The organism is Rhizobium sp. AN5 (genome assembly GCF_900215255.1).
GTDB classification, from domain to species: Bacteria; Pseudomonadota; Alphaproteobacteria; order Rhizobiales; family Rhizobiaceae; genus Agrobacterium; species Agrobacterium tumefaciens.
In genome coordinates, this window is sequence record NZ_OCMJ01000003.1 from 794959 (window position 1) to 814850 (window position 19892).

The 19892-nt window shown below is 58.8% G+C and carries 18 protein-coding genes and 1 other RNA gene; 8 read left to right on the forward strand and 11 right to left on the reverse strand.

Annotation, left to right across the window (positions count from 1 at the left end; translation table 11 throughout):
- Nucleotides 1–13: 13 nt before the first annotated feature.
- Nucleotides 14–631: a Holliday junction branch migration protein RuvA gene (ruvA, locus tag CRP02_RS07055; RefSeq protein WP_003511397.1), complete on the reverse strand. Its 618-nt coding sequence runs from the start codon at nucleotides 629–631 to the stop codon at nucleotides 14–16.
- A 31-nt stretch (nucleotides 632–662) separates the two neighbouring features.
- Complete coding sequence (ruvC, locus tag CRP02_RS07060; protein WP_003511398.1) at nucleotides 663–1175, reverse strand: crossover junction endodeoxyribonuclease RuvC; 513 nt, start codon at nucleotides 1173–1175, stop codon at nucleotides 663–665.
- A gap of 248 nt (nucleotides 1176–1423) precedes the next feature.
- On the opposite strand from ruvC, the gene CRP02_RS07065 reads away from it, so the two are divergent.
- Together CRP02_RS07065 and CRP02_RS07070 are read left to right on the forward strand one after the other, a co-directional pair.
- Nucleotides 1424–3733: a methyl-accepting chemotaxis protein gene (locus CRP02_RS07065; protein WP_097170654.1), complete on the forward strand. Its 2310-nt coding sequence runs from the start codon at nucleotides 1424–1426 to the stop codon at nucleotides 3731–3733.
- A 133-nt stretch (nucleotides 3734–3866) separates the two neighbouring features.
- Nucleotides 3867–4868, forward strand: a complete 1002-nt coding sequence (locus tag CRP02_RS07070; protein WP_097170655.1) for an LLM class flavin-dependent oxidoreductase — start codon at nucleotides 3867–3869, stop codon at nucleotides 4866–4868.
- A gap of 54 nt (nucleotides 4869–4922) precedes the next feature.
- Here CRP02_RS07070 and CRP02_RS07075 read toward each other — a convergent pair whose 3' ends face one another.
- Nucleotides 4923–5669 carry a YebC/PmpR family DNA-binding transcriptional regulator gene (locus CRP02_RS07075; protein WP_003497595.1) on the reverse strand — a complete coding sequence of 249 codons (747 nt, stop codon included), beginning with the start codon at nucleotides 5667–5669 and terminating at the stop codon, nucleotides 4923–4925.
- 200 nt (nucleotides 5670–5869) lie between these two features.
- Here CRP02_RS07075 and CRP02_RS07080 point away from each other — a divergent pair, with 200 nt between their 5' ends.
- Entirely contained in the window at nucleotides 5870–6373 is a 504-nt protein-coding gene (locus tag CRP02_RS07080) for a pyridoxamine 5'-phosphate oxidase family protein (RefSeq protein WP_097170656.1), read from the forward strand.
- A gap of 38 nt (nucleotides 6374–6411) precedes the next feature.
- Here CRP02_RS07080 and CRP02_RS07085 read toward each other — a convergent pair whose 3' ends face one another.
- The 7 genes from CRP02_RS07085 to CRP02_RS07120 all read right to left on the reverse strand — a co-directional run bounded on the left by CRP02_RS07085 (nucleotide 6412) and on the right by CRP02_RS07120 (nucleotide 11288).
- Nucleotides 6412–7254, reverse strand: a complete 843-nt coding sequence (locus CRP02_RS07085) for an MBL fold metallo-hydrolase (RefSeq protein WP_097170657.1) — start codon at nucleotides 7252–7254, stop codon at nucleotides 6412–6414.
- Between the two features lie 127 nt (nucleotides 7255–7381).
- The gene (locus CRP02_RS07090) at nucleotides 7382–8206 is read right to left on the reverse strand and encodes a TIGR00282 family metallophosphoesterase (RefSeq protein ID WP_013761826.1); all 825 of its coding nucleotides are present in this window, start codon (nucleotides 8204–8206) and stop codon (nucleotides 7382–7384) included.
- A gap of 72 nt (nucleotides 8207–8278) precedes the next feature.
- Nucleotides 8279–8893, reverse strand: coding sequence for a 5-formyltetrahydrofolate cyclo-ligase (locus CRP02_RS07095; RefSeq protein ID WP_097170658.1), 615 nt, complete (start codon nucleotides 8891–8893; stop codon nucleotides 8279–8281).
- Complete coding sequence (locus CRP02_RS07100) at nucleotides 8893–10155, reverse strand: hemolysin family protein (RefSeq protein ID WP_179783996.1); 1263 nt, start codon at nucleotides 10153–10155, stop codon at nucleotides 8893–8895. Before CRP02_RS07100 ends, CRP02_RS07095 begins: the two co-directional genes overlap by 1 nt.
- A 234-nt stretch (nucleotides 10156–10389) precedes the next feature.
- A non-coding RNA gene (ssrS, locus tag CRP02_RS07110) (6S RNA) lies at nucleotides 10390–10548 on the reverse strand.
- Nucleotides 10549–10626: 78 nt separating this feature from the next.
- Nucleotides 10627–11004 (reverse strand): cell division protein ZapA, encoded by a 378-nt coding sequence (locus CRP02_RS07115; RefSeq protein WP_097170660.1) that lies wholly within the window; start codon nucleotides 11002–11004, stop codon nucleotides 10627–10629.
- Between the two features lie 11 nt (nucleotides 11005–11015).
- The gene (locus CRP02_RS07120; RefSeq protein WP_003511407.1) at nucleotides 11016–11288 is read right to left on the reverse strand and encodes a DUF4164 domain-containing protein; all 273 of its coding nucleotides are present in this window, start codon (nucleotides 11286–11288) and stop codon (nucleotides 11016–11018) included.
- A gap of 324 nt (nucleotides 11289–11612) precedes the next feature.
- On the opposite strand from CRP02_RS07120, the gene tkt reads away from it, so the two are divergent.
- Together tkt and gap are read left to right on the forward strand one after the other, a co-directional pair.
- Nucleotides 11613–13595, forward strand: coding sequence for a transketolase (gene tkt, locus CRP02_RS07125; RefSeq protein ID WP_097099916.1), 1983 nt, complete (start codon nucleotides 11613–11615; stop codon nucleotides 13593–13595).
- 62 nt (nucleotides 13596–13657) lie between these two features.
- A complete protein-coding gene (gap, locus tag CRP02_RS07130; protein WP_003511409.1) occupies nucleotides 13658–14668 on the forward strand; it encodes a type I glyceraldehyde-3-phosphate dehydrogenase in 1011 nt (336 codons plus the stop codon).
- 198 nt (nucleotides 14669–14866) lie between these two features.
- On the opposite strand, the gene CRP02_RS07135 is transcribed toward gap, so the two are convergent.
- Entirely contained in the window at nucleotides 14867–15133 is a 267-nt protein-coding gene (locus CRP02_RS07135; protein ID WP_097170661.1) for a hypothetical protein, read from the reverse strand.
- 386 nt (nucleotides 15134–15519) lie between these two features.
- Here CRP02_RS07135 and CRP02_RS07145 point away from each other — a divergent pair, with 386 nt between their 5' ends.
- The 3 genes from CRP02_RS07145 to CRP02_RS07155 all read left to right on the forward strand — a co-directional run bounded on the left by CRP02_RS07145 (nucleotide 15520) and on the right by CRP02_RS07155 (nucleotide 19872).
- Nucleotides 15520–17385, forward strand: coding sequence for a potassium/proton antiporter (locus tag CRP02_RS07145; RefSeq protein ID WP_097171282.1), 1866 nt, complete (start codon nucleotides 15520–15522; stop codon nucleotides 17383–17385).
- A 68-nt stretch (nucleotides 17386–17453) separates the two neighbouring features.
- Entirely contained in the window at nucleotides 17454–18656 is a 1203-nt protein-coding gene (locus tag CRP02_RS07150; RefSeq protein ID WP_097170663.1) for a phosphoglycerate kinase, read from the forward strand.
- A 190-nt stretch (nucleotides 18657–18846) separates the two neighbouring features.
- Entirely contained in the window at nucleotides 18847–19872 is a 1026-nt protein-coding gene (locus CRP02_RS07155) for a class I fructose-bisphosphate aldolase (RefSeq protein ID WP_003511414.1), read from the forward strand.
- Nucleotides 19873–19892: the final 20 nt, after the last annotated feature.

The following is a 19892-nucleotide window of genomic DNA, read 5'->3' on the forward strand; positions in this document are numbered from 1 at the left end:
TGCTGCGCGCAGCTTAGCGTGAAAGTTCGCGCAGGCCGAGCCGGATGAGTTTGGCACTGTCGCCGCCCTCCCCGCCGTTCTTCAGCGCGGCCGCAACGGCATTTGCGGCCTGATCGCGTGAATAGCCGAGATTGGTGAGCGCCGAGACGGCATCCGCCACCGGCGCGGAGGCGACACCCTCGCCAAGTTCCTGCTTGAGCCCGATGGAAGCCGAAGCTTCTCCTGCAAAGGCAGGCGCCTTGTTGCGAAGCTCGGTAACGAGGCGCACCGCCACCTTCGGCCCTACGCCCGGCGCACGCGAAATCATCACCTTGTCCTGCAGCGCTATCGCATTGGCGAGTTCAGAAGGCGACAGGGTAGACAAGACGGCCAGCGCCACTTTCGAACCGACCCCCTGCACGCTCTGCAGCAGATTGAACCATTCCCGCTCAAGTGCCGACAAAAAGCCGAACAGCCTCAGCTGGTCTTCGCGCACATAGGTTTCGATGAAGAGGACGACCGCTTCACCAGCGGAACCTATTTTTGAGAGTGTGCGCGCCGAGCAATAGGCGACGTAACAAACGCCGTGCACATCCACCAGCACGTAATCCGTGCCGATTTCCTCGATGGTGCCTTTAAGTTTTCCGATCATGATGCCGCCCGCTGCAATGAGACTTCAATATTCAACCGGCCGCCAACAGCCGCGCCATCCTGTCGCCGCCGCGATTATGGGCGTGGCAGATTGCGATCGCCAAGGCGTCCGCCGCATCGTTACCCTTGAATTCTGCTTTCGGCATCAGGATTTTCAGCATCATGTGGATTTGCTGCTTTTCGCCGTGCCCAACACCAATGACGGCTTTTTTGACCGCGTTCGGCGCATATTCGAAAACAGGCAACCCTGCCCGCGCCGGGACAAGCATGGCAATGCCGCGCGCCTGACCGAGCTTCAGCGTGGCGACAGCGTCCTTGTTCACGAAAGTCTGCTCCACCGCCGCCTCATCGGGCTGATAGCTGTGAACGGTATCCGCCAGCCCATCATGCAGCTGGCACAGGCGGGAGGCGAGATCCATATCACCATCCGATGTCACCGTGCCGGACGCGACAAACCGAAGGCTGTTGCCGAAGGTTTCGATGACACCCCATCCGGTGCGCCGCAACCCGGGGTCGATACCGATGATTCGAATCGTCTTTTGCATAAGCCACCCTATCTTTTCGGCTGCGACCCTGCCAGCGATAAGTGAACAAAACGACAACATTGATCAAATTTGCAGTGCTGCATTTACCTCTGCTTAAACCGCGTACCGCATTGTTCCCGCACAAAATCAAAAAAGGGGAGTTGCGGACATGATGATCCGCAGCGCAATATTTTCGCCATATCAGCCATCCGGTGGCGCCATCAATGCATGGTGCGGGAAGCGATACGGCATTGAGGGCTGCATCGGCCATGCTGAACCGTTTTCATTCCATATCCACCAAAGTGCTCGTGATTTTCCTTGCGCTGATGACGATCTCGACCGGGGCTCTCACGCTTCTCGGCTATCAAAGCAGCAGCGGTGTTCTCGAGGAACAGGCGTCGAAATCCATGGAGAGCATTCTCGTCTTCAGGGGCGATATGCTGCAGGAACGCCTTGAGCAGCTTGAAACGCAGGCGGATTCCATCGCCAAGATCGAATCCCTGCAAATGGCGGTAGTTTCCATGCGCAGCGGCTGGGGCACCGTGCAGAAGAGTTCCGGCGACGCAAAAGCGGAACTGCAACGCGTCTTCGTCAAGGAAAACCCCTACGGCGAAAAAGAAAAGCTCATCAAGCCCGAGAATCCGAGCGGCTTTTATTATTCCACCCATGAAAAAACCCAGACGGATATCGGCGGCTACCTCAAGGGAACCCCATTCAGCGATGTTCTCTTCATCGATCCGGCCGGCACGGTTTATTACTCCTATCTGAAGGGACCGGCTTTCGGGGAAACCGTCACGGGTGGCGCCTGGGCGGATAGCGGCCTTGGGGCTGCTTTTGCGCGCGGAGCCACCAACGCAGGAAAAGCCTTGAACGACGTGGCGCAGACGAGTTTCTCCGGCCTGCGCATCGACGCCGCAACCAAAGAGGCCGGCATCTATTTCGGCATTCCGGTAGTCAAATTCGGTGCGTTCAAGGGCATCGTTCTTTTCCGCGTCAAACAAGAGGTTTTCAGCCAGATCCTCGCGAAAGGCATCTCCGCCGGCAGCTCCGAACAATCCGCGATCGTTTCCGCCGATGGCAAGGTTCTGGGCGTGAACGGCAACGGGCTCGTCAGCCTTGATCCGGCAATCTATGGCTTCCATGCACAAGCCCTGAACTCGACCGGTATGACGATTGCCAAGATCGACCGTCCGGACGGCGAAGCCAATGCCTATGCCCGCGCCTTCTCGTTTGCCGGTGAAAAATACCTCGCGGTGGAAAGCATGTTGCGCAGCGAGTTGAACGCTGGCTCCATTTCGATTGCCGGCACGCTAGCCGTCATCGGCCTTTGCGTTCTGGCAGCCATGTGCGCGGCAACCGCTTTTTTTGCACGGCGCCTGTTCGCACCGCTGGAGAAGCTGGCTGGTCTGACCGGCGAAGTGGCGGCAGGCCGTCTCGATGCCGAGATCGGCAATCAGGACCGTAAGGACGAGATCGGCCGCATGGCGCGCGCGCTTGGCAGTTTCCGCGAAAAACTCATTTTGCAGCGGGAAATGGAAGCGACCACGTCCCGCACGCGCGAGGAAGCCGAAACGGCACGCCGCGCACATCTTGCGGAACGGGAGGCCGAGGCCGGCACGCTGCAAATGGTCGTGCGTTCTCTTGACGAAGGGCTGGATCGACTGGCAAACGGCAATCTCGCCTATCGCATTGAGACCGTCTTCCCAGACGATCTTGAAAGCCTGCGCCACAACTTCAATACGGCGCTTGCAAGGCTCAGCGAGACCATGCAGGCTATCGGCGGCAATTCCGCCGCCGTTCGCGGCGGCTCGGAGGAAATGCGGGTAGGTGCAGACCAGCTCGCTGAGCGCACCGAACGGCAGGCCGCCTCCATTACCGAGACGGCAAGCGCCATCAAGGCAATCACCGAAGCCGTCCGCGACCAGATCGAACGCGCCGAACAGGCAACACGGATCGCCCGCGACGCCAGTACGCAAGCCACTGCGTCCAGCCACGTCATGGAGCAGACCATCGCCGCCATGGAAGCGATCCAGACCTCGTCGCGCCAGATCAACCAGATCATCGGCGTTATCGATGAAATCGCCTTCCAGACCAACCTTCTCGCCCTGAACGCAGGTGTGGAAGCCGCGCGCGCGGGCGAGGCCGGCAAGGGTTTTGCCGTTGTGGCGCAGGAGGTGCGCGAGCTGGCACAACGCTCGGCCGCCGCCGCAAAAGAAATCACCAGCCTGCTGAAGCGCTCCACCGACGAGGTTTCCACCGGCGTAGCACTGGTCGAAAAGGCGGGCGCCTCGCTGACCGGCATCGGCAAGCACGTGCAGACCATCAGTTCCCGCATCGAAGAGATCATGGAATCCACCCGCGAGGAGGCGCATACGCTTGCGGAAATCAACAGCACCGTCACCAGTCTCGACACCATGACCCAACAGAACGCCGCCATGGTGGAAGAGACGACGGCAGCCATTCACAATCTCGCTTCCGAGGCGGGAGAAATGGACGGCAGGCTCGGACAATTCGTGCTCGCTCCCGACCGAGAACAAACGGGATATCGCGAAACCCGGCAATTTCGTCGAGCGGGATGAAAAAATGAAAAAGGGGCTTCTTTCGAGGCCCCAATTTTTTTGAACCATCCTTCAATTCTGCACGACTTCTATGGTAAATCGGGACACGCGCCTTACATCCGCATCAAAGACAGAATTTGTGTAGGAGCGTTGGATGATCCCCTTTTCCATTCTCGACCTTTCGCCAATCGGCGAAGGCGAGAGCGTCAGCCAGGCGCTTGAAAATTCTCGCCGCATGGCGATCAAGGCTGAAGACCACGGTTACAACCGCATCTGGCTTGCGGAACACCATGGCATGCCGGGTATTGCGAGCGCAGCCACATCGCTCGTCATCGCCCATGTTGGTGCCGCCACGAAACATATTCGCGTCGGCTCAGGCGGCATCATGCTGCCTAACCACTCCCCGCTCGTCATCGCTGAACAATTCGGCACGCTGGCGGCGCTGTTGCCTGGCCGGGTCGATCTCGGGCTTGGCCGCGCGCCGGGAACCGATATGCGGACGGCAAGGGCGCTGCGCCGCAATCTTGATGCCGGTGCAGAGAACTTCCCGCACGACATAATCGAGCTCCAGCAATACCTTGGCCAGCCCCAGCAGGATCAGGCGATCCTTGCCGTGCCCGGCATGAATTCGAACGTGCCCCTCTGGTTGCTTGGCTCAAGCACCTATAGCGCGCATCTGGCGGCGGCACTCGGCCTGCCCTATTCATTCGCATCGCATTTTGCGCCGGATATGCTGATGGAATCGATCCATATCTATCGCGAGCGCTTCCAGCCATCCGCGACGCTGGACAAACCCTATGTAATGGTGGGGGTGATGGGTGTGGGTGCCGAAACGGACGAGGAGGCACAATATCTCTTTACCTCGTCGCAGCAGCAATTCGTCAACCTGCGTCGCAATGTACGCGTCCCGTTCCCCAAACCGGTCGACAGCATGGACGACTACTGGAACGAAATGGAGCGTTTCTCGGTGGAACATACGTTGCGTTTCGCGGCCGTCGGTTCGCCAGAAACGATCGGACGCCATCTCGACGGCTTTCTTGCTGAAACTCAAGCCGACGAACTGATCGTCTCGATGCCCATCCACAATATCGAAAAACGGCTGCGATCCGTGGAGATCTTCGCCGATGTGCGGACCTCCATCAGGAAGGCCGCCTAAACAAAAAGCCCCGGAGCGATAACGCTGTCGGGGCTTTTTTTTAAATCTGAACCGTCAGGCGGAAAGCTTGGCGAGAATTTCTTCGGAAACTTCGAAGTTGGAATAGACGCTCTGCACGTCGTCATCGTCTTCGAGATTGTCGATGAGCTTCATCAGCGACTGCGCCTTTTCCTCATCCACCGGCACCGTGTTCTGCGGCTTCCAGATGGCCTTGACGCTTTCAGCTTCGCCGAGCACGCCTTCCAGCGCCTTGGAAACCTCGTTCATCGCCTCGAAACCGCAGATGATGGTGTGACCGTCCTCAGAAGATTCGACATCGTCGGCACCAGCTTCGATAGCCGCTTCCATGACCTTGTCGGCATCGCCGACTTCGGCCTTGTAAGTGATCTCACCGACGCGGTCGAAGGAGAAGGAAACCGATCCGGTTTCGCCGAGTGCGCCACCAGCCTTGGTGAAGATGGAGCGGACGTTGGAGGCGGTGCGGTTGCGGTTGTCGGTCAAGGCCTCGACGACGACGGCGACGCCACCCGGGCCGTAACCCTCGTAACGGACCTCATCGTAGTTTTCGCTGTCTGCACCGGAAGCTTTCTTGATCGCGCGCTCGATATTGTCCTTCGGCATGGACTGGGCCTTGGCGTTCTGGATGGCCAGACGCAGGCGCGCGTTCATGTTCGGGTCGGGCATGCCCGCCTTTGCCGCAACGGTGATTTCACGCGCAAGCTTGGAAAACATTTTGGACCGAACGGAGTCCTGCTTGCCCTTGCGGTGCATGATGTTCTTGAACTGTGAATGACCAGCCATGGAAAACCTGATTGTCTTAATTTGGAGATTGCGGGCCTTATAAGTGCGATATGCCCGCCGTTCAAGCCCGCAAGCGCTTTCTCTTAGCCGCAAGAATATAAGGAACTGATTTATCCGCTTTTCGTTTTGACAATGAAAGCGGAAGAGCGGGACATTTTTCACCCTCCCGGTCGCCGCAGCAAACCCAACGGAGGAAACACATGGTCAGCCTGACTGAAGCAAGAGAAAACCCTGCCCGCCAGCTCTGGGATGAGGTCAATTCGGTCCATGCCGGCATGCTTGGCCTCGAGGGTCTGCACAATCATATGCAGCCGATGGCACCGCACGCCGACCCGAAGACCAACACGATCTGGTTTTTCTCCAAGAAAGACACCGATCTCGTCAAAACGCTGAAGCCGGGTTCGCGGGCGCATTTTTGTGTCGTCGGCAAGGACCATGATTATCACGCCTGCCTCTCGGGTGTGCTCGAGGCGCGCGACGACAAGACAAAGATCGAAGAATACTGGAACTCCGTCACCGCAGCCTGGTACGAGCACGGTAAGAGCGATCCGCAACTGACGATGCTTGCGCTTCATGTTGACGACGCGGAAATCTGGGCCTCAACTGACAGCACGTTGAAATTCGGCTGGGAAATCGCCAAGGCCAATATGTCCGACGATAAAATGCCTGATGTCGGCGTTCGCCAGCACCTAGCCTTCGCCTGAGATACTGACTCCCCCGACTTTCCTCGCCGGTCGCTGTACTACATGCCTTTTGGCACCAGTATCTGCGGCTGGCGGGGAAGGTTTCTCATTGAGACCCGGATGATCGCATCTTTTGCGTAGGCAATCTGGAAGCTTTCCCCAAACATCGTCAGAAACTGCTCCAACGGCGGCCCGGTGCGGTGCATGGGCAAGATCAGTGCGGAGCGCAGGCGCTTGACCACGCGGCTCATGCTGTCGGCCCCCATCGTCAAACCGCCATCCACTGGAACCATCAGCACATCCAGACGGCCGATTTCGGCATAATGCTTGTCCGTCAGTTCGTGATGCAGATGACCAAGATGGCCGATACACAGCCCCGCAACCTCGAAGATGAAAATGGAATTGCCGTTTTCCTGAAAGGATTCGTAATCGCCCCAGCGGTTGCGAATGTCGGTCGCGACGTTGCGGATATAGACATCACCGACCAGAAGCTTGTGCTCGGCCTTGTCCCCGGGCGTATCGCTCCAACCGTGCAGCACATGTTGAATGGCCGGATCCGGACTGAGAGTGAAATGCGTCATATGCGCCCGGTTCATCGTCACCACTGTCGGCATGACCGGTGGGCGATAGACGCCATTATAATCTGTGGCGATCGTCACGCCGCCAGGACTTTCGATGAGATAGGTGGAATGGCCGATGAAGCTGATCTTCACCTCTTCCTTAGCCGTGGCCTGCGCCAGCTGGGCACCTGCCGGTTTGAAGCTGGCGAACAAGACGCCGGGAATGTTGCGGGCGATTGCCTGGCACTGGCTGACGGGAGGGCGGCTTCCAGCCTGGGAAAAGGCCGCTCCCGCACACGCAACCAGTCCGGCCATTGCAAGCATTAGCACGCGCAGCATCATGCCACTCCCTCGAACTTGCGAAGAAAGGAGGATGAGGCAGGTTTTGCAGGGCGTCCAGCGCCAACAGCGGCGGAACGCTCACGATCTCGTCATTGTGAACGGGTGATGAGCGCGAGAAGCCGAAAGCTCACGCCCAGAAGGACGGGAGGGTTTCGGAGAGCCTCGGGCCAATTCGCAGCGGTGCGATCTTTTCCGCAAGGCCGGTCCGGTCGGAAATCTCGACGCCGACGCCGCAGATCGTCGCAGGTCCACTGGCGGCTTCGAAACGGCCCTTCGGCATTTTGGAAATGAAGCGGTTGATCGGCTCTTCCTTTTCCATGCCAAGCGAGCTGTCGTAGTCACCGCACATGCCGGCATCCGACATATAGGCCGTGCCACCGTTCAAGATCTGGGCGTCAGCAGTCGGAACATGGGTGTGGGTGCCGACGACGAAGCTTGCGCGTCCATCAACGAAATGACCGAAACACTGTTTTTCGCTCGTCGCTTCCGCGTGGAAATCGAAGATGATGGCGTCGGCCTGCTCCTTCAGCGGGCAGGCAGCGAGAATGTTCTCCGCCGATTTGAAGGGATCGTCCAGTTCCGGATGCATGAAGACCCGGCCCATGATGTTGGCGACAAGCACACGCGCGCCGTTGCGGGCGTAAAAAATGCCCGAGCCCTTGCCCGGCGTACCATCGGGATAATTGGCTGGCCGCAGGAACTGGTCATGGCGCTCGCAGAAGGAAACGGCCTCCTTCTGGTCCCAGACATGGTTGCCGGTCGTCACCACATCCGCACCGGCATTGATGGTTTCGAGATAGATATCCTCGGTGATGCCGAAACCACCGGCGGCGTTTTCGCCATTAACGATGACGAAATCGAGCTTCAGATCGGAAACAAGCCCGGGCAACCTGTCCCAGACAGCCGTGCGTCCGGTCTTGCCAACCATATCTCCGAGAAAAAGAAGCCTCATTCACCCGCCCCGATCTTGCGCATGTTCCTAAATTCCGTCCCCTCTAACGGGTAATCCATCTTTTAAAAAGTGCTAAAGCGCCTTTTTCCCACCGGTCATCAACGGCGACGCCGAAAACCAGCGCAGGCCACTCTCCGTCAGAACCGCCTGAAGCGGCACGTCATGCGGCTCCGCCGGCACAGATGGCACTTCCTGACAATCAAATGCGACGCCGATGAGAACGGGTGCTCGGCCTTTGCCGTGCAATCTCGCAATCGCGCGGTCATAATGACCTGCGCCGTAACCGATACGCTGACCCTGCCCGTCAAAGACGGAAAGCGGGACGAGCAGAATATCCGGATCGAGAACCTCCGCGTCCTCTGCCGGACCGGTCGTGCCGAAGCCCGTCTTCACCAGCGGTGCATCCGCATCAAAGGCGCGGAAAACGATGGTCTCCCGGTTCAGCACAACGGGAAGGGCGAGGCGCCCGCCTCTTGTCCGCAGTGCCTCCATCAACGGTCGAATATCGGCCTCTGAGCGGATGGGCATGAAACCGGAAATAACGGCACCTGGGGAGAACGGAATGGCAGATGCACCATATGCCGTCATCGCCTCGCTTTTTTGCTGACGCTCGGCTTGTGTCAACGCATCACGCGCGGCAAGCCTTTCGCCGCGCAGCCTTGCTTTTTCGGCGATGTCGCCGGACATCAGGCAGCCCGGCTCACGAGCACCTTGTCGATACGGTGTCCATCGAGGTCTATGACCTCAAAACGCCAGCCGTTGCGGGTAATGTGTTCGCCCAGTTCCGGCAGGCGACGGAACTCGTCAAGCACCAGACCGGCAACGGTCTCGAACTCGGCGTCTTCGTCGATCTGGAAGCCCATGCGGTAAGCGAACTCATCGGCGGGCATCCAGCCGGCAACGAGGAACGAACCGTCCTCGCGCTCGACGATCGCTGGCTCCTCGTCATTGTCTTCCTGGAAGGCACCGGTGATTGCCTCCAGAACGTCGCCAGAGCTGACGATACCTTCGAAATGGCCGTATTCGTCATAGACCAGCACCATATGCACGGTGGAGCGGCGCAATGACTGGATGACATCGACAGCGCTCGTCAGATCCGAGACGACGGGAACTTCGCGCAGAAGCTCGCGCACGTTCAGTTCCTTGCCGGATGCCAGCGCATCGAAAGCGTCCTTGGCAAAAAGCACGCCCAGAATTTCATCGGAAGCGCCGTTGCGCACAGGCAGGCGGGAACGCTGCGTTTCCCGAAGCTGACCACGGATTTCTTCCGCACTGTCTTCAATATCGACGACTTCAACGTCGCGGCGCGGCGTCATCAGGCCACGGGCATTACGGTCGGCAAGGCGCATGACACTGGTGATCATCGCCGATTCCTCGGTTTCGATCACGCCGGCGCTATGAGCTTCCGCCAGAACCGTGCGGATTTCGTCATCCGTGACCGATGCATTGGACGTGCCGCTATGGCCGAGAAGCGCAAGGATGGCCTTGCCGGATTTGTCGAGAAACCAGACCAGCGGCGCGCCGACCTTGGAGAGCATCACCATGGTGGGTGCAACACGGGCAGCGATCTTTTCCGGATCGCGCAGCGCAATCTGCTTTGGCACCAGTTCGCCGACGATAAGCGACAGGTAGGTGATGGCGACGACCACGGAGCCCACGCCCAGCGCATCGGCAACCCGATCGGGAACGCCCTGCACCAACAGCCACGCCGTGAACCGGGCGCCGAGGGTGGCACCGGAAAACGCACCGGAGAGAACGCCGACCAGCGTGATGCCGATCTGCACCGTGGAAAGAAAGCGTCCGGGATTTTCGGAAAGACCGAGCGCCATCGTGGCGCCCTTGCTGCCGTGCGCGGCAAGCACCTTGAGCCTCGCCGGTCTGGAGGAGACAACGGCAAGCTCGGACATGGCAAGCACACCGTTCAATACGGTGAGCAGGACCACGATCATAATTTCAGTAAACAAGTTTAGCTCTTTGGGCTGTTGAACGGCACGTCGCGGTTTTGGCCGCAGCGCCCTCTTTCAAAAAAAAGGGCATGACAGACATACCAATTGAGATAATAGGGAATTGTTCCGCCATTGCAATGACAGCAGTATAAAAAAGCCGTCTCCGGCAGCAATGAAAAATAACTGTCGACACTATATGAGTCAGAAGAAGAATCGGGGAGTGACCCGAAACTTCAAGTGCGATCCACGGCGACCGATGGAGATTTACGATCCTGGGTGCCTACAAATGTAGGTGGGCGCCATGTGTCCAGCCCCACGGGACTGGCCAGGGACAGCTCCCTTTGGATCGAGTATGGCCCCAGGGATTGTGGTTCCTGTCGGGAAGCGCAGAACGCTTCTTAGATATAGGACGTATCCAACCAAACCACCAGAGGGCCACGAAGGAATTTTGCTGCTGGAAAGCTTTGCCGGCGATCAATGCGCCGCAGGCTTTGGCCGCGCCAGGAGTTTTTCGGTAATACCGTTCAGACGGTCGGCCAGATGGCTGATGGCAACGGCGACCATCTCGTCCGATCTTGCCTTGTGTTCGGCCATACCGTCGCGGTTGCGAGAAAGGGACGCGATTTCCCCCTCCAGCTTTTCGATCTTGCGGTTGAGTTCGGAAAGTTCGTCCATCACCATGATGCCCGACATGACGGTCAAGCGCAGATCGCCGATTTCGCCGAACTGGCTCTTTAGATGCCCGACATAACGGTCAAAACGGGTAGCGAGATCGGTCAGGTGCTCTTCCTGCCCTGCCTCGCAAGCCATGCGGTAGGCCTTGCCGTCGATCATAACAGTAACTTGCGCCATGAAACCGCTCCCTATCGATCCAGCACCGCGCGAATAGTCTCCATCGCCGTCACCAGACGGCGGGAAACCTCGCGGTTGACTTCTTCGAGACGGTTGGCGCGAAACTCGGCCTGGTCCAGCTCGTGCGCAAGCCTTGCGCGATCGACATGGACCCGCTTGACCTCGTTATCGATTTCGCCCGTCTCCCTTTGCCGTTCGATACGCATATCGATGGCATTTTCGAGATTTGTGATGGCAGCGCTCAGCTCCGTCACCGCAGATTGTACGGTCTTCTCAGCCGACATCGTTTTTTCCAACTCGCAAGTAACCGGCCGAATCGTCCGGTTTCAGGCCTTTTCAACATCCAAGAGGTTATTACCCGATTTATCATCCCGTCAATCAAACCAGTGCATTGAGGCGTTTTGCTCTGTGGATGAACGAGGAAACGGCGACACATATCGCACGATTTTTCTCGAGACACCCGTTTTGCTAAACGATTTTTATCCTTGAGAGAACCGCAATTGCCCGTGGATTTATTGACTTGCCTGCCTCACCTGCTATGGATCAACCCGCTTTTTGGATAGTTGCGTAAAACTATCTCCCTTCACCCGGAAACAGACGGAAAAGCCATGATTTCTCGCGACAAACACGACCGGATGGCCAATGCAATCCGCTTTCTTGCCATGGATGCAGTAGAGAAGGCCAACTCCGGCCATCCCGGCCTGCCGATGGGCGCAGCTGATGTCGCCACTGTTCTTTTCACCCGCTTTTTGAAGTTCGATCCCAAGAGCTCGCTGTGGCCGGATCGTGACCGCTTCGTGCTGTCTGCGGGCCATGGTTCGATGTTGCTTTACTCGCTGCTCTATTTGACGGGCTACGAGGACATGACGATCGACGAGATCAAGCGTTTCCGTCAGTTCGGCTCCAAGACCGCCGGCCATCCCGAATATGGCCACGCGACCGGCATCGAAACGACGACCGGCCCGCTCGGCCAGGGCATCGCCAACGCCGTCGGCATGGCAATCGCCGAACGCAAACTGGAAGAAGAATTCGGCTCCGACCTGCAGAACCACTTCACCTATGTGCTGTGTGGCGACGGCTGCCTCATGGAAGGCATCAGCCATGAAGCCATCGCGCTTGCCGGCCACCTGAAGCTCAACAAGCTCGTTCTGTTCTGGGATGACAACAACATCACCATCGACGGTGAAGTTGGCCTTTCCGACAGCACCGACCAGATCGCCCGCTTCCAGGCCGTTCACTGGAACACCATCCGCGTCGACGGCCATGATCCGGATGCGATTGCCGCCGCGATCGAAGCTGCACATAAATCCGACCGCCCGACCTTCATCGCCTGCAAGACCGTGATCGGTTTCGGCGCACCCAACAAGCAGGGCACCCACAAGGTTCACGGCAACCCGCTGGGCGCCGAAGAAATCGCCGCCGCCCGCAAGAGCCTCAACTGGGAAGCCGAAGCTTTCGTCATTCCGGAAGACGTTCTGGATGCATGGCGTCTCGCCGGCCTGCGCTCCACCAAGACCCGTCAGGACTGGGAAGCCCGTCTCGAAGCCACTGAAGCCGGCAAGAAGGCCGAATTCAAGCGCCGCTTCGCCGGCGATCTGCCCGGCAACTTCGACAGCGCGATCGATGCCTTCAAGAAGAAGATCATCGAGAACAACCCGACCGTCGCCACCCGCAAGGCTTCCGAAGATGCGCTCGAAGTCATCAACGGTATCCTGCCGGAAATGATCGGCGGCTCGGCCGACCTGACGCCGTCCAACAACACCAAGACCAGCCAGATGAAGTCCATCACGCCGACGGACTTCTCCGGCCGGTACCTGCATTACGGTATCCGCGAGCACGGCATGGCGGCGGCGATGAACGGCATCACGCTCCATGGCGGCCTGATCCCTTACGCCGGCGGCTTCCTGATCTTCTCGGACTATTGCCGTCCGTCGATCCGTCTGGCTGCCCTGATGGGCATCCGCGTCGTCCACGTTCTGACGCATGATTCCATCGGCGTCGGCGAAGACGGCCCGACCCACCAGCCGGTGGAGCAGATCGCCGCGCTGCGCGCCATCCCGAACCTGCTCGTCTTCCGCCCGGCGGATGAAACCGAGACGGCGGAATGCTGGCAGCTGGCGCTTGAGCAGAAGCATCGTCCTTCGGCGCTGGCGCTCACCCGCCAGAACCTTGCGCCTTCGCGCAAGGAATACGAAGAAAAGAACCTTTCCGCTTACGGCGCCTACGAACTCGTATCCGCAAGCGATGCCAAGGTTTCAATCTTTGCATCCGGCTCGGAAGTGGAAGTAGCCCTCAAGGCCGCAGCGACGCTGAAGGACAAGGGCGTTTCCGCCCGCGTCGTTTCCGTTCCCTGCTTCGAGCTCTTCAAGGAACAGCCGGAAACCTACCGCAACGCCATTATCGGCAAGGCTCCGGTCAAAATTGCGGTGGAAGCCGCCATCCGCCAGGGCTGGGATTACTTCATCGGCTCCGACGGCGCTTTCGTCGGCATGCATTCCTTTGGTGCGTCCGCGCCGGCGAAGGATCTCTTCAAGCACTTCGGCATCACGGCGGAAGCTGTCGTCGCCGCAGTCGAGGCAAAACTTGCATGAGGGCTTCCCAAGCCCTCACATTCCGCAAAGACCAAGCACATATCTTGTTCGGGAGACTGTAAATGACTGTAAAAGTTGCCATTAACGGCTTTGGCCGCATCGGCCGCAATGTTCTGCGTGCCATCGTCGAATCCGGCCGCACCGATATCGAAGTCGTTGCCATCAACGACCTCGGCCCGGTTGAAACCAACGCCCACCTGCTGCGCTACGATTCGATCCACGGCAAGTTCCCGGCAGATGTGAAGGTCGAAGGCGACACGATCATCGTTGGCGGCGGCAAGCCGATCAAGGTTACGGCCGTTCGCGATCCGGCAACGCTGCCGCACAAGGAACTGGGTGTCGACATCGCGCTCGAGTGCACCGGCATCTTCACCGCCCGCGACAAGGCCGCTGCCCACCTGACGGCAGGCGCCAAGCGCGTCATCGTTTCCGCTCCTGCTGACGGCGCTGACCTCACGGTCGTCTTCGGCGTCAACGACGATCAGCTGACGAAGGACCATCTGGTCATTTCCAACGCTTCCTGCACCACCAACTGCCTCGTGCCTGTTGTGAAGGTTCTCGATGACGTCGTTGGCATCGATCATGGCTTCATGACGACGATCCACTCCTACACGGGCGACCAGCCGACGCTGGACACCATGCACAAGGATCTGTACCGCGCCCGCGCCGCAGCCCTTTCCATGATCCCGACCTCGACGGGTGCAGCCAAGGCCGTTGGCCTCGTTCTGCCGCACCTCAAGGGCAAGCTGGACGGCACGTCGATCCGCGTTCCGACCCCGAACGTTTCGGTCGTCGACTTCAAGTTCATCGCCAAGCGCGACACGACGGTTGAGGAAGTCAACGAAGCGATCAAGTCCGCTTCCAACGGCAAGCTGAAGGGCATTCTCGGCTACACCGAAGAGCCTTTGGTCTCCCGCGACTTCAACCACGACAGCCACTCCTCGATCTTCGCGATCGACCAGACCAAGGTCATGGAAGGCAAGTTCGTGCGCGTTCTTTCCTGGTACGACAACGAGTGGGGCTTCTCCAACCGCATGTCGGATACGGCCGTCGCATTTGCGAAGACCATCTGAACAGGAATTACGGTTCGCGATCAGAAAAACCGGCAGGCGCAATCCTGCCGGTTTTTCTTTGCCAAAAAATTGCCGGCGGGGCGAGGGACCCGCCGGCATCGATCCTGAAGCAAGGCGGGGCGCTTCGGATCGAAAACCATCGCCCGGCAAGAGGCGCATGAGACCAAGCCGACCAAGTCTGATGAACCACACCACCCGTTATTTCTTGTTGTTGATGATAATTTGATCCGAACTGCTACCGCTCCAGATCGTATCGAAAGTCTGTTGCCTCAAATCGCTCTGCTGCATGGAAAGCTTCATCATGCAGTCAGCGAAATCACGCGAACCTTCAGGGTAACCAAACACCTGGCAACGCTCGCGTTGCGCGGCCATGTTTTCAGCCGTCTGTTCCGTGCTCGAACAGCCCGAAACAATTGGGCCGACCGCCAGCAAGGCAATAAATATAGTAATGGATTTCCGTTTCATCCGATCGCTCCGGTCATGGTGAAAGCAACTCGGACGCGACAACTAACGTAGCGGCATTGTCTCTATGTTACGTCGAAACGCCGGCATGCGAATTGTTTGCGCGGAACGTCCACAGCGCTGCCCGCCATGAACGTTTCGCCCGCGCGCCGAAAAAAATCCCATTTCCTGCCTTCGTCTGGTCCACTTTGAAACGGACAAGAAGAACAGGGACAACGGTCGTGCGCAATGCACTTCGGCCCTGCCGTATCATTCGATACACCCCGCCTTGCGTCGCCTTTCATCGCCACCCACAACAGCGCTGACAGACCGCAACCCGTGGCGCATTGACTGCAAACGTGCAGGGCATTGATTGCGACGGCCAGCGCGGTTTGAAAGAGGCGGTGGACGTGGAATCATTTTATCTTCTGTTGCTGGTGGCAACTGTTCTGGTTCTCGTCGCAGCGTTCTCAAGCCTCATCGCCTTCCGGTTCGGCGCACCTCTTCTGCTGCTCTTCCTGATGATTGGCCTTGCGGCAGGCGTGGATGGCCTCGGTATCCAGTTCACCAACAATCCGCTGGCCTATATGCTCGGCTCGCTCGTTCTCGCCGTCATCCTTTTTGATTCCGGTTTCGGTACGTCGATACAATCCTTCCGGCTTTCGGCAGCGCCCGCCGTCGCCCTCGCCACCGTCGGCGTCATCCTCACATCCGTGTTTTTCGCAGGCGCTGCCGCTCTGCTGCTCGGACTGTCGTGGCTGGAAGGCCTGCTGCTCGGCGCCATCGTCGCCTCCACGGATGCGGCAGCCGTATTCTTCCTCTTGCGCATCGGCGGCATTCATATCCGCGATCAGGTGCGCTCAACGCTTGAGGTCGAATCCGGCACCAATGATCCCATGGCGATTTTCCTCACCGTCGCGCTGGTAGAGATCATCGCCAAGGGACAGGGACTGGCCGGCATCGACACCGGCTTCCTGCTGCTGTTCGTCGAGGAAATGGGTCTCGGTGTTATTTTCGGCCTGCTCGGCGGCGTCATGATCGCCACAGTCGTCAACCGTTTCGCTGCCGACCGCGGGCTGGCGCCGATCTTCGTGCTGGCTCTTGCCCTGCTGGTCTTCTCCTTCACCGGCGCCATTGGCGGCAGCGGATTTCTTGCGGTCTATGTGGCGGGCATCGTTGCCGGCAACCGCCGGATTTTCGCCAAGGAGACCATCCGCCGTTTCCATGAGGGGCTCACCTGGCTTGCCCAGATCATCATGTTCCTGATGCTCGGCCTTCTGGCAACGCCATCGCAATTTCCAGCGATTGCCATTCCGGCCGTGCTGCTTGCACTTTTCCTGATCTTCGTCGCCCGCCCGCTTGCGGTGTGGCTCAGCCTCATGCCCTTCAACTATACCCAGCAGGAAACCTCCTTCGTGGCATGGGTGGGCCTTCGTGGAGCGGTTTCCATCTTGCTCGCCATCATGCCCATTCTTGGCGGGCTGGACGATGCGCAAATCTATTTCAATGCCGCCTTCATCATAGTGCTCGTGTCGCTTCTGCTGCAAGGTTGGACCATCAAGCCGGTGGCAACACGGCTCGGGCTGATCGTGCCGCCGCGCATGGGTGATGTCGACAAGCTGGAAGTGGACCTTCCCGGCACTGCCAATCACGAACTGATTTCCTACCGCGTGGCCAAAGGCAGCGCCATCATGCAGGGCGAGCGTATTCCCCGCTGGGCGATGCCCTCGCTCGTAGTGCGCGACGGCAAATCTATCCGCTACCAATATGCCGGGCGCCTTCGCGAAAATGATCTCGTCTATCTTTTTATCGCGCCCGGTTATACGCGGCTGATCGACCGGCTGTTTGCAAGCGCCCTGCCGGTTGCGGATGACGACGCCGATTTCTTCGGAATCTTTGCAATCTCTCCCGCGCGTCCGGCCACGGAGCTTGACGCCGCCTACGGCCCCGGTCTTATTTCGGCAAACGAGCATGCCATGAGCATCGCGGAACTGATCGAGGCCCGCCTTTCTGGCAAGGCAGATTATGCCGACCGGGTGCGCCTCGGTTCCATCGTTCTCATCGTTCGGGCGCTGGACGAACATGAGGCGATTACCGGGATCGGAATTTCGCTTGAGCCGGTCGAACCGGCTATCGGCCTGCCGATCTTTATCAGCTTTTCGGAAATTCTCCGCCGCGTGCGCGCGTATCTGGCGCAACGGCGCCAGTCGGGTTCCACCGATGTCGGCAAGGGCATTTCCGCGCCTTCAGACGGGGCAAGAGAAAATGAGGCCTGACCGGCTTGCGTCGGCAATCAGGCATAGTATGGTCCGTCCCGAACTCGCAACGAAATCAGGATCGACCTATGCCCGCCTTCAAGACCATCGATGACCTTAACGATATTGCCGGAAAGCGCGTCCTTGTCCGTGTTGATCTCAACGTGCCGGTTGCGGATGGCAAAGTGACGGACAGGACCCGTATCGAGCGGGTTGCACCGACCATTCTGGAGCTTTCCGAAAAAGGCGCAAAAGTCATTCTGCTCGCCCATTTCGGTCGCCCCAAGGGTGAACCGGTCGCCGACATGTCGCTATCCCAGATCGTGCCTGCGGTCGAGGAAGTGCTGGATCACGCCGTTTTCTTCGCAGCCGATTGCATCGGTGCGCCGGCAGCCGACGCAGTCGCGAAAATGAATGATGGCGACATCCTGCTTCTGGAAAACACCCGCTTCCACAAGGGCGAAGAGAAGAATGACACCGCCTTCGTCGAGGCTCTGGCAGCCAATGGCGATATCTATGTGAACGACGCCTTCTCTGCCGCGCACCGTGCGCACGCTTCCACCGAGGGCTTGGCGCGTCATCTGCCCGCCTATGCCGGTCGCACCATGCAGGCCGAGCTTGAGGCGCTGGAAAAAGGCCTTGGCCAGCCTGTTCGCCCGGTCGTCGCCATCGTCGGCGGCGCCAAGGTTTCCAGCAAGATCGATCTCCTGATGAACCTCGTCAAGAAGGTCGATGCCCTCGTCATCGGCGGTGGCATGGCCAACACCTTCCTTGCCGCGCGTGGCGCACAAGTCGGTAAGTCCCTCTGCGAGCACGACCTTGCCGAAACCGCAAAACAGATCATGATCGAGGCGGCGACATCCGGCTGTGCGATCGTACTGCCGGAAGACGGCGTGGTTGCCCGCGAATTCAAGGCCGGTGCGGCAAATGAAATCGTCGATATCAACGCCATTCCCTCTGACGCCATGGTTCTCGATGTCGGCCCAAAATCGGTCGAAAGCATCAAAGCCTGGATTTCGCGCGCGGAAACGCTGGTCTGGAACGGCCCGCTTGGCGCCTTCGAAATCGAGCCCTTCGATGCGGCAACCGTTGCTGCCGCAAAACATGCCGCCGAATGCACGAAGGCCGGCAAGCTCGTCTCCGTCGCCGGTGGCGGCGATACGGTCGCGGCACTCAACCATGCCGGAGTCTCGGACGATTTCACCTATATCTCGACGGCAGGCGGCGCCTTCCTCGAATGGATGGAAGGCAAGGAATTGCCGGGCGTTGCCATCCTGACCGCCGCCAAGTAGACTTCCCACACTTGCCTGACACGAGGCCGGACAAGCGATGCTTGGCCGGCCTTGTTTTTTGGTAAGTGCGCATGGGAGGAAAGTTTCAAACGATTGAAATGATTTCAATCGTTTCAATGAGTTAGCATGCCATTTCCCTGCCCTGGAACTTCTGTTATCGGGAATTTATTGTGCCTTGGGAGAATAGCAAATGACCGAACGTCTCGAAGACATCGCAATCAAAATGGTTGCAGACGGCAAAGGCCTGCTCGCCGCCGACGAATCCACAGGAACGATCAAGAAGCGTTTCGACAGCATCAACCTGGAATCAACCGAGACCGCCCGCCGCGATTATCGCGAAATGCTGTTCCGCTCCGACGACGCCATGAAGAAGTGCATCTCCGGCGTCATCCTTTACGAAGAAACCTTGTTCCAGAAGGCCGCCGACGGTACGCCGTTCGTGGACATCATCAAGGCCGCCGGCAGCCTGCCGGGCATCAAGGTGGATATCGGCGCCAAGCCGATGGCTTTCCACCCGGGTGAATTCATTACCGAAGGCCTTGACGGCCTGTATGAGCGCCTGCGCAAATACCATGAAGCCGGCGCGCGTTTCGCCAAGTGGCGCGGCGTCATCACCATCGGTGATCAGCGTCCGAGCTGGGGTTCGATCAAGGCAAACTCCCAGTCGCTCGCCCGTTACGCTGCCCTCTGCCAGCAGGCAGACATCGTGCCGATCGTGGAACCAGAAGTGCTGATGGACGGCGAACCCGGTACGCACGATATCGATCGCTGTGCGGAAGTCACGCAATGGGTTCTCCAGACCGTGTTCGCGGATCTGTTCGACGCCCGCGTCAACCTTGAAGGCATGATCCTCAAGCCGAACATGATCATCGACGGCAAGAATGCCCGCAAGGCTTCCGTTGATGAAGTGGCGGAAAAGACCGTGAAGGTTCTGAAGGCGACCGTGCCTTCTGCCGTTCCCGGCATCGCTTTCCTTTCCGGCGGCCAGTCCTCCGAAGAGGCAACGGCGCATTTGTCCGCCATGAATGCCGGTTACGACCTGCCCTGGTCGCTGACCTATTCATACGGCCGCGCCCTTCAGGACACCGCACTCAAGGCTTGGGGCGGCAAGCAGGAAAATGTCGCCGCCGGCCAGCGTGCTTTCACACACCGCGCCATGATGAACACCCTGGCTGCCAAGGGCAACTGGAAGCAGGAACTCGAAAAGGCTGCCTGAGGCATAGCCCCCAGGCATTC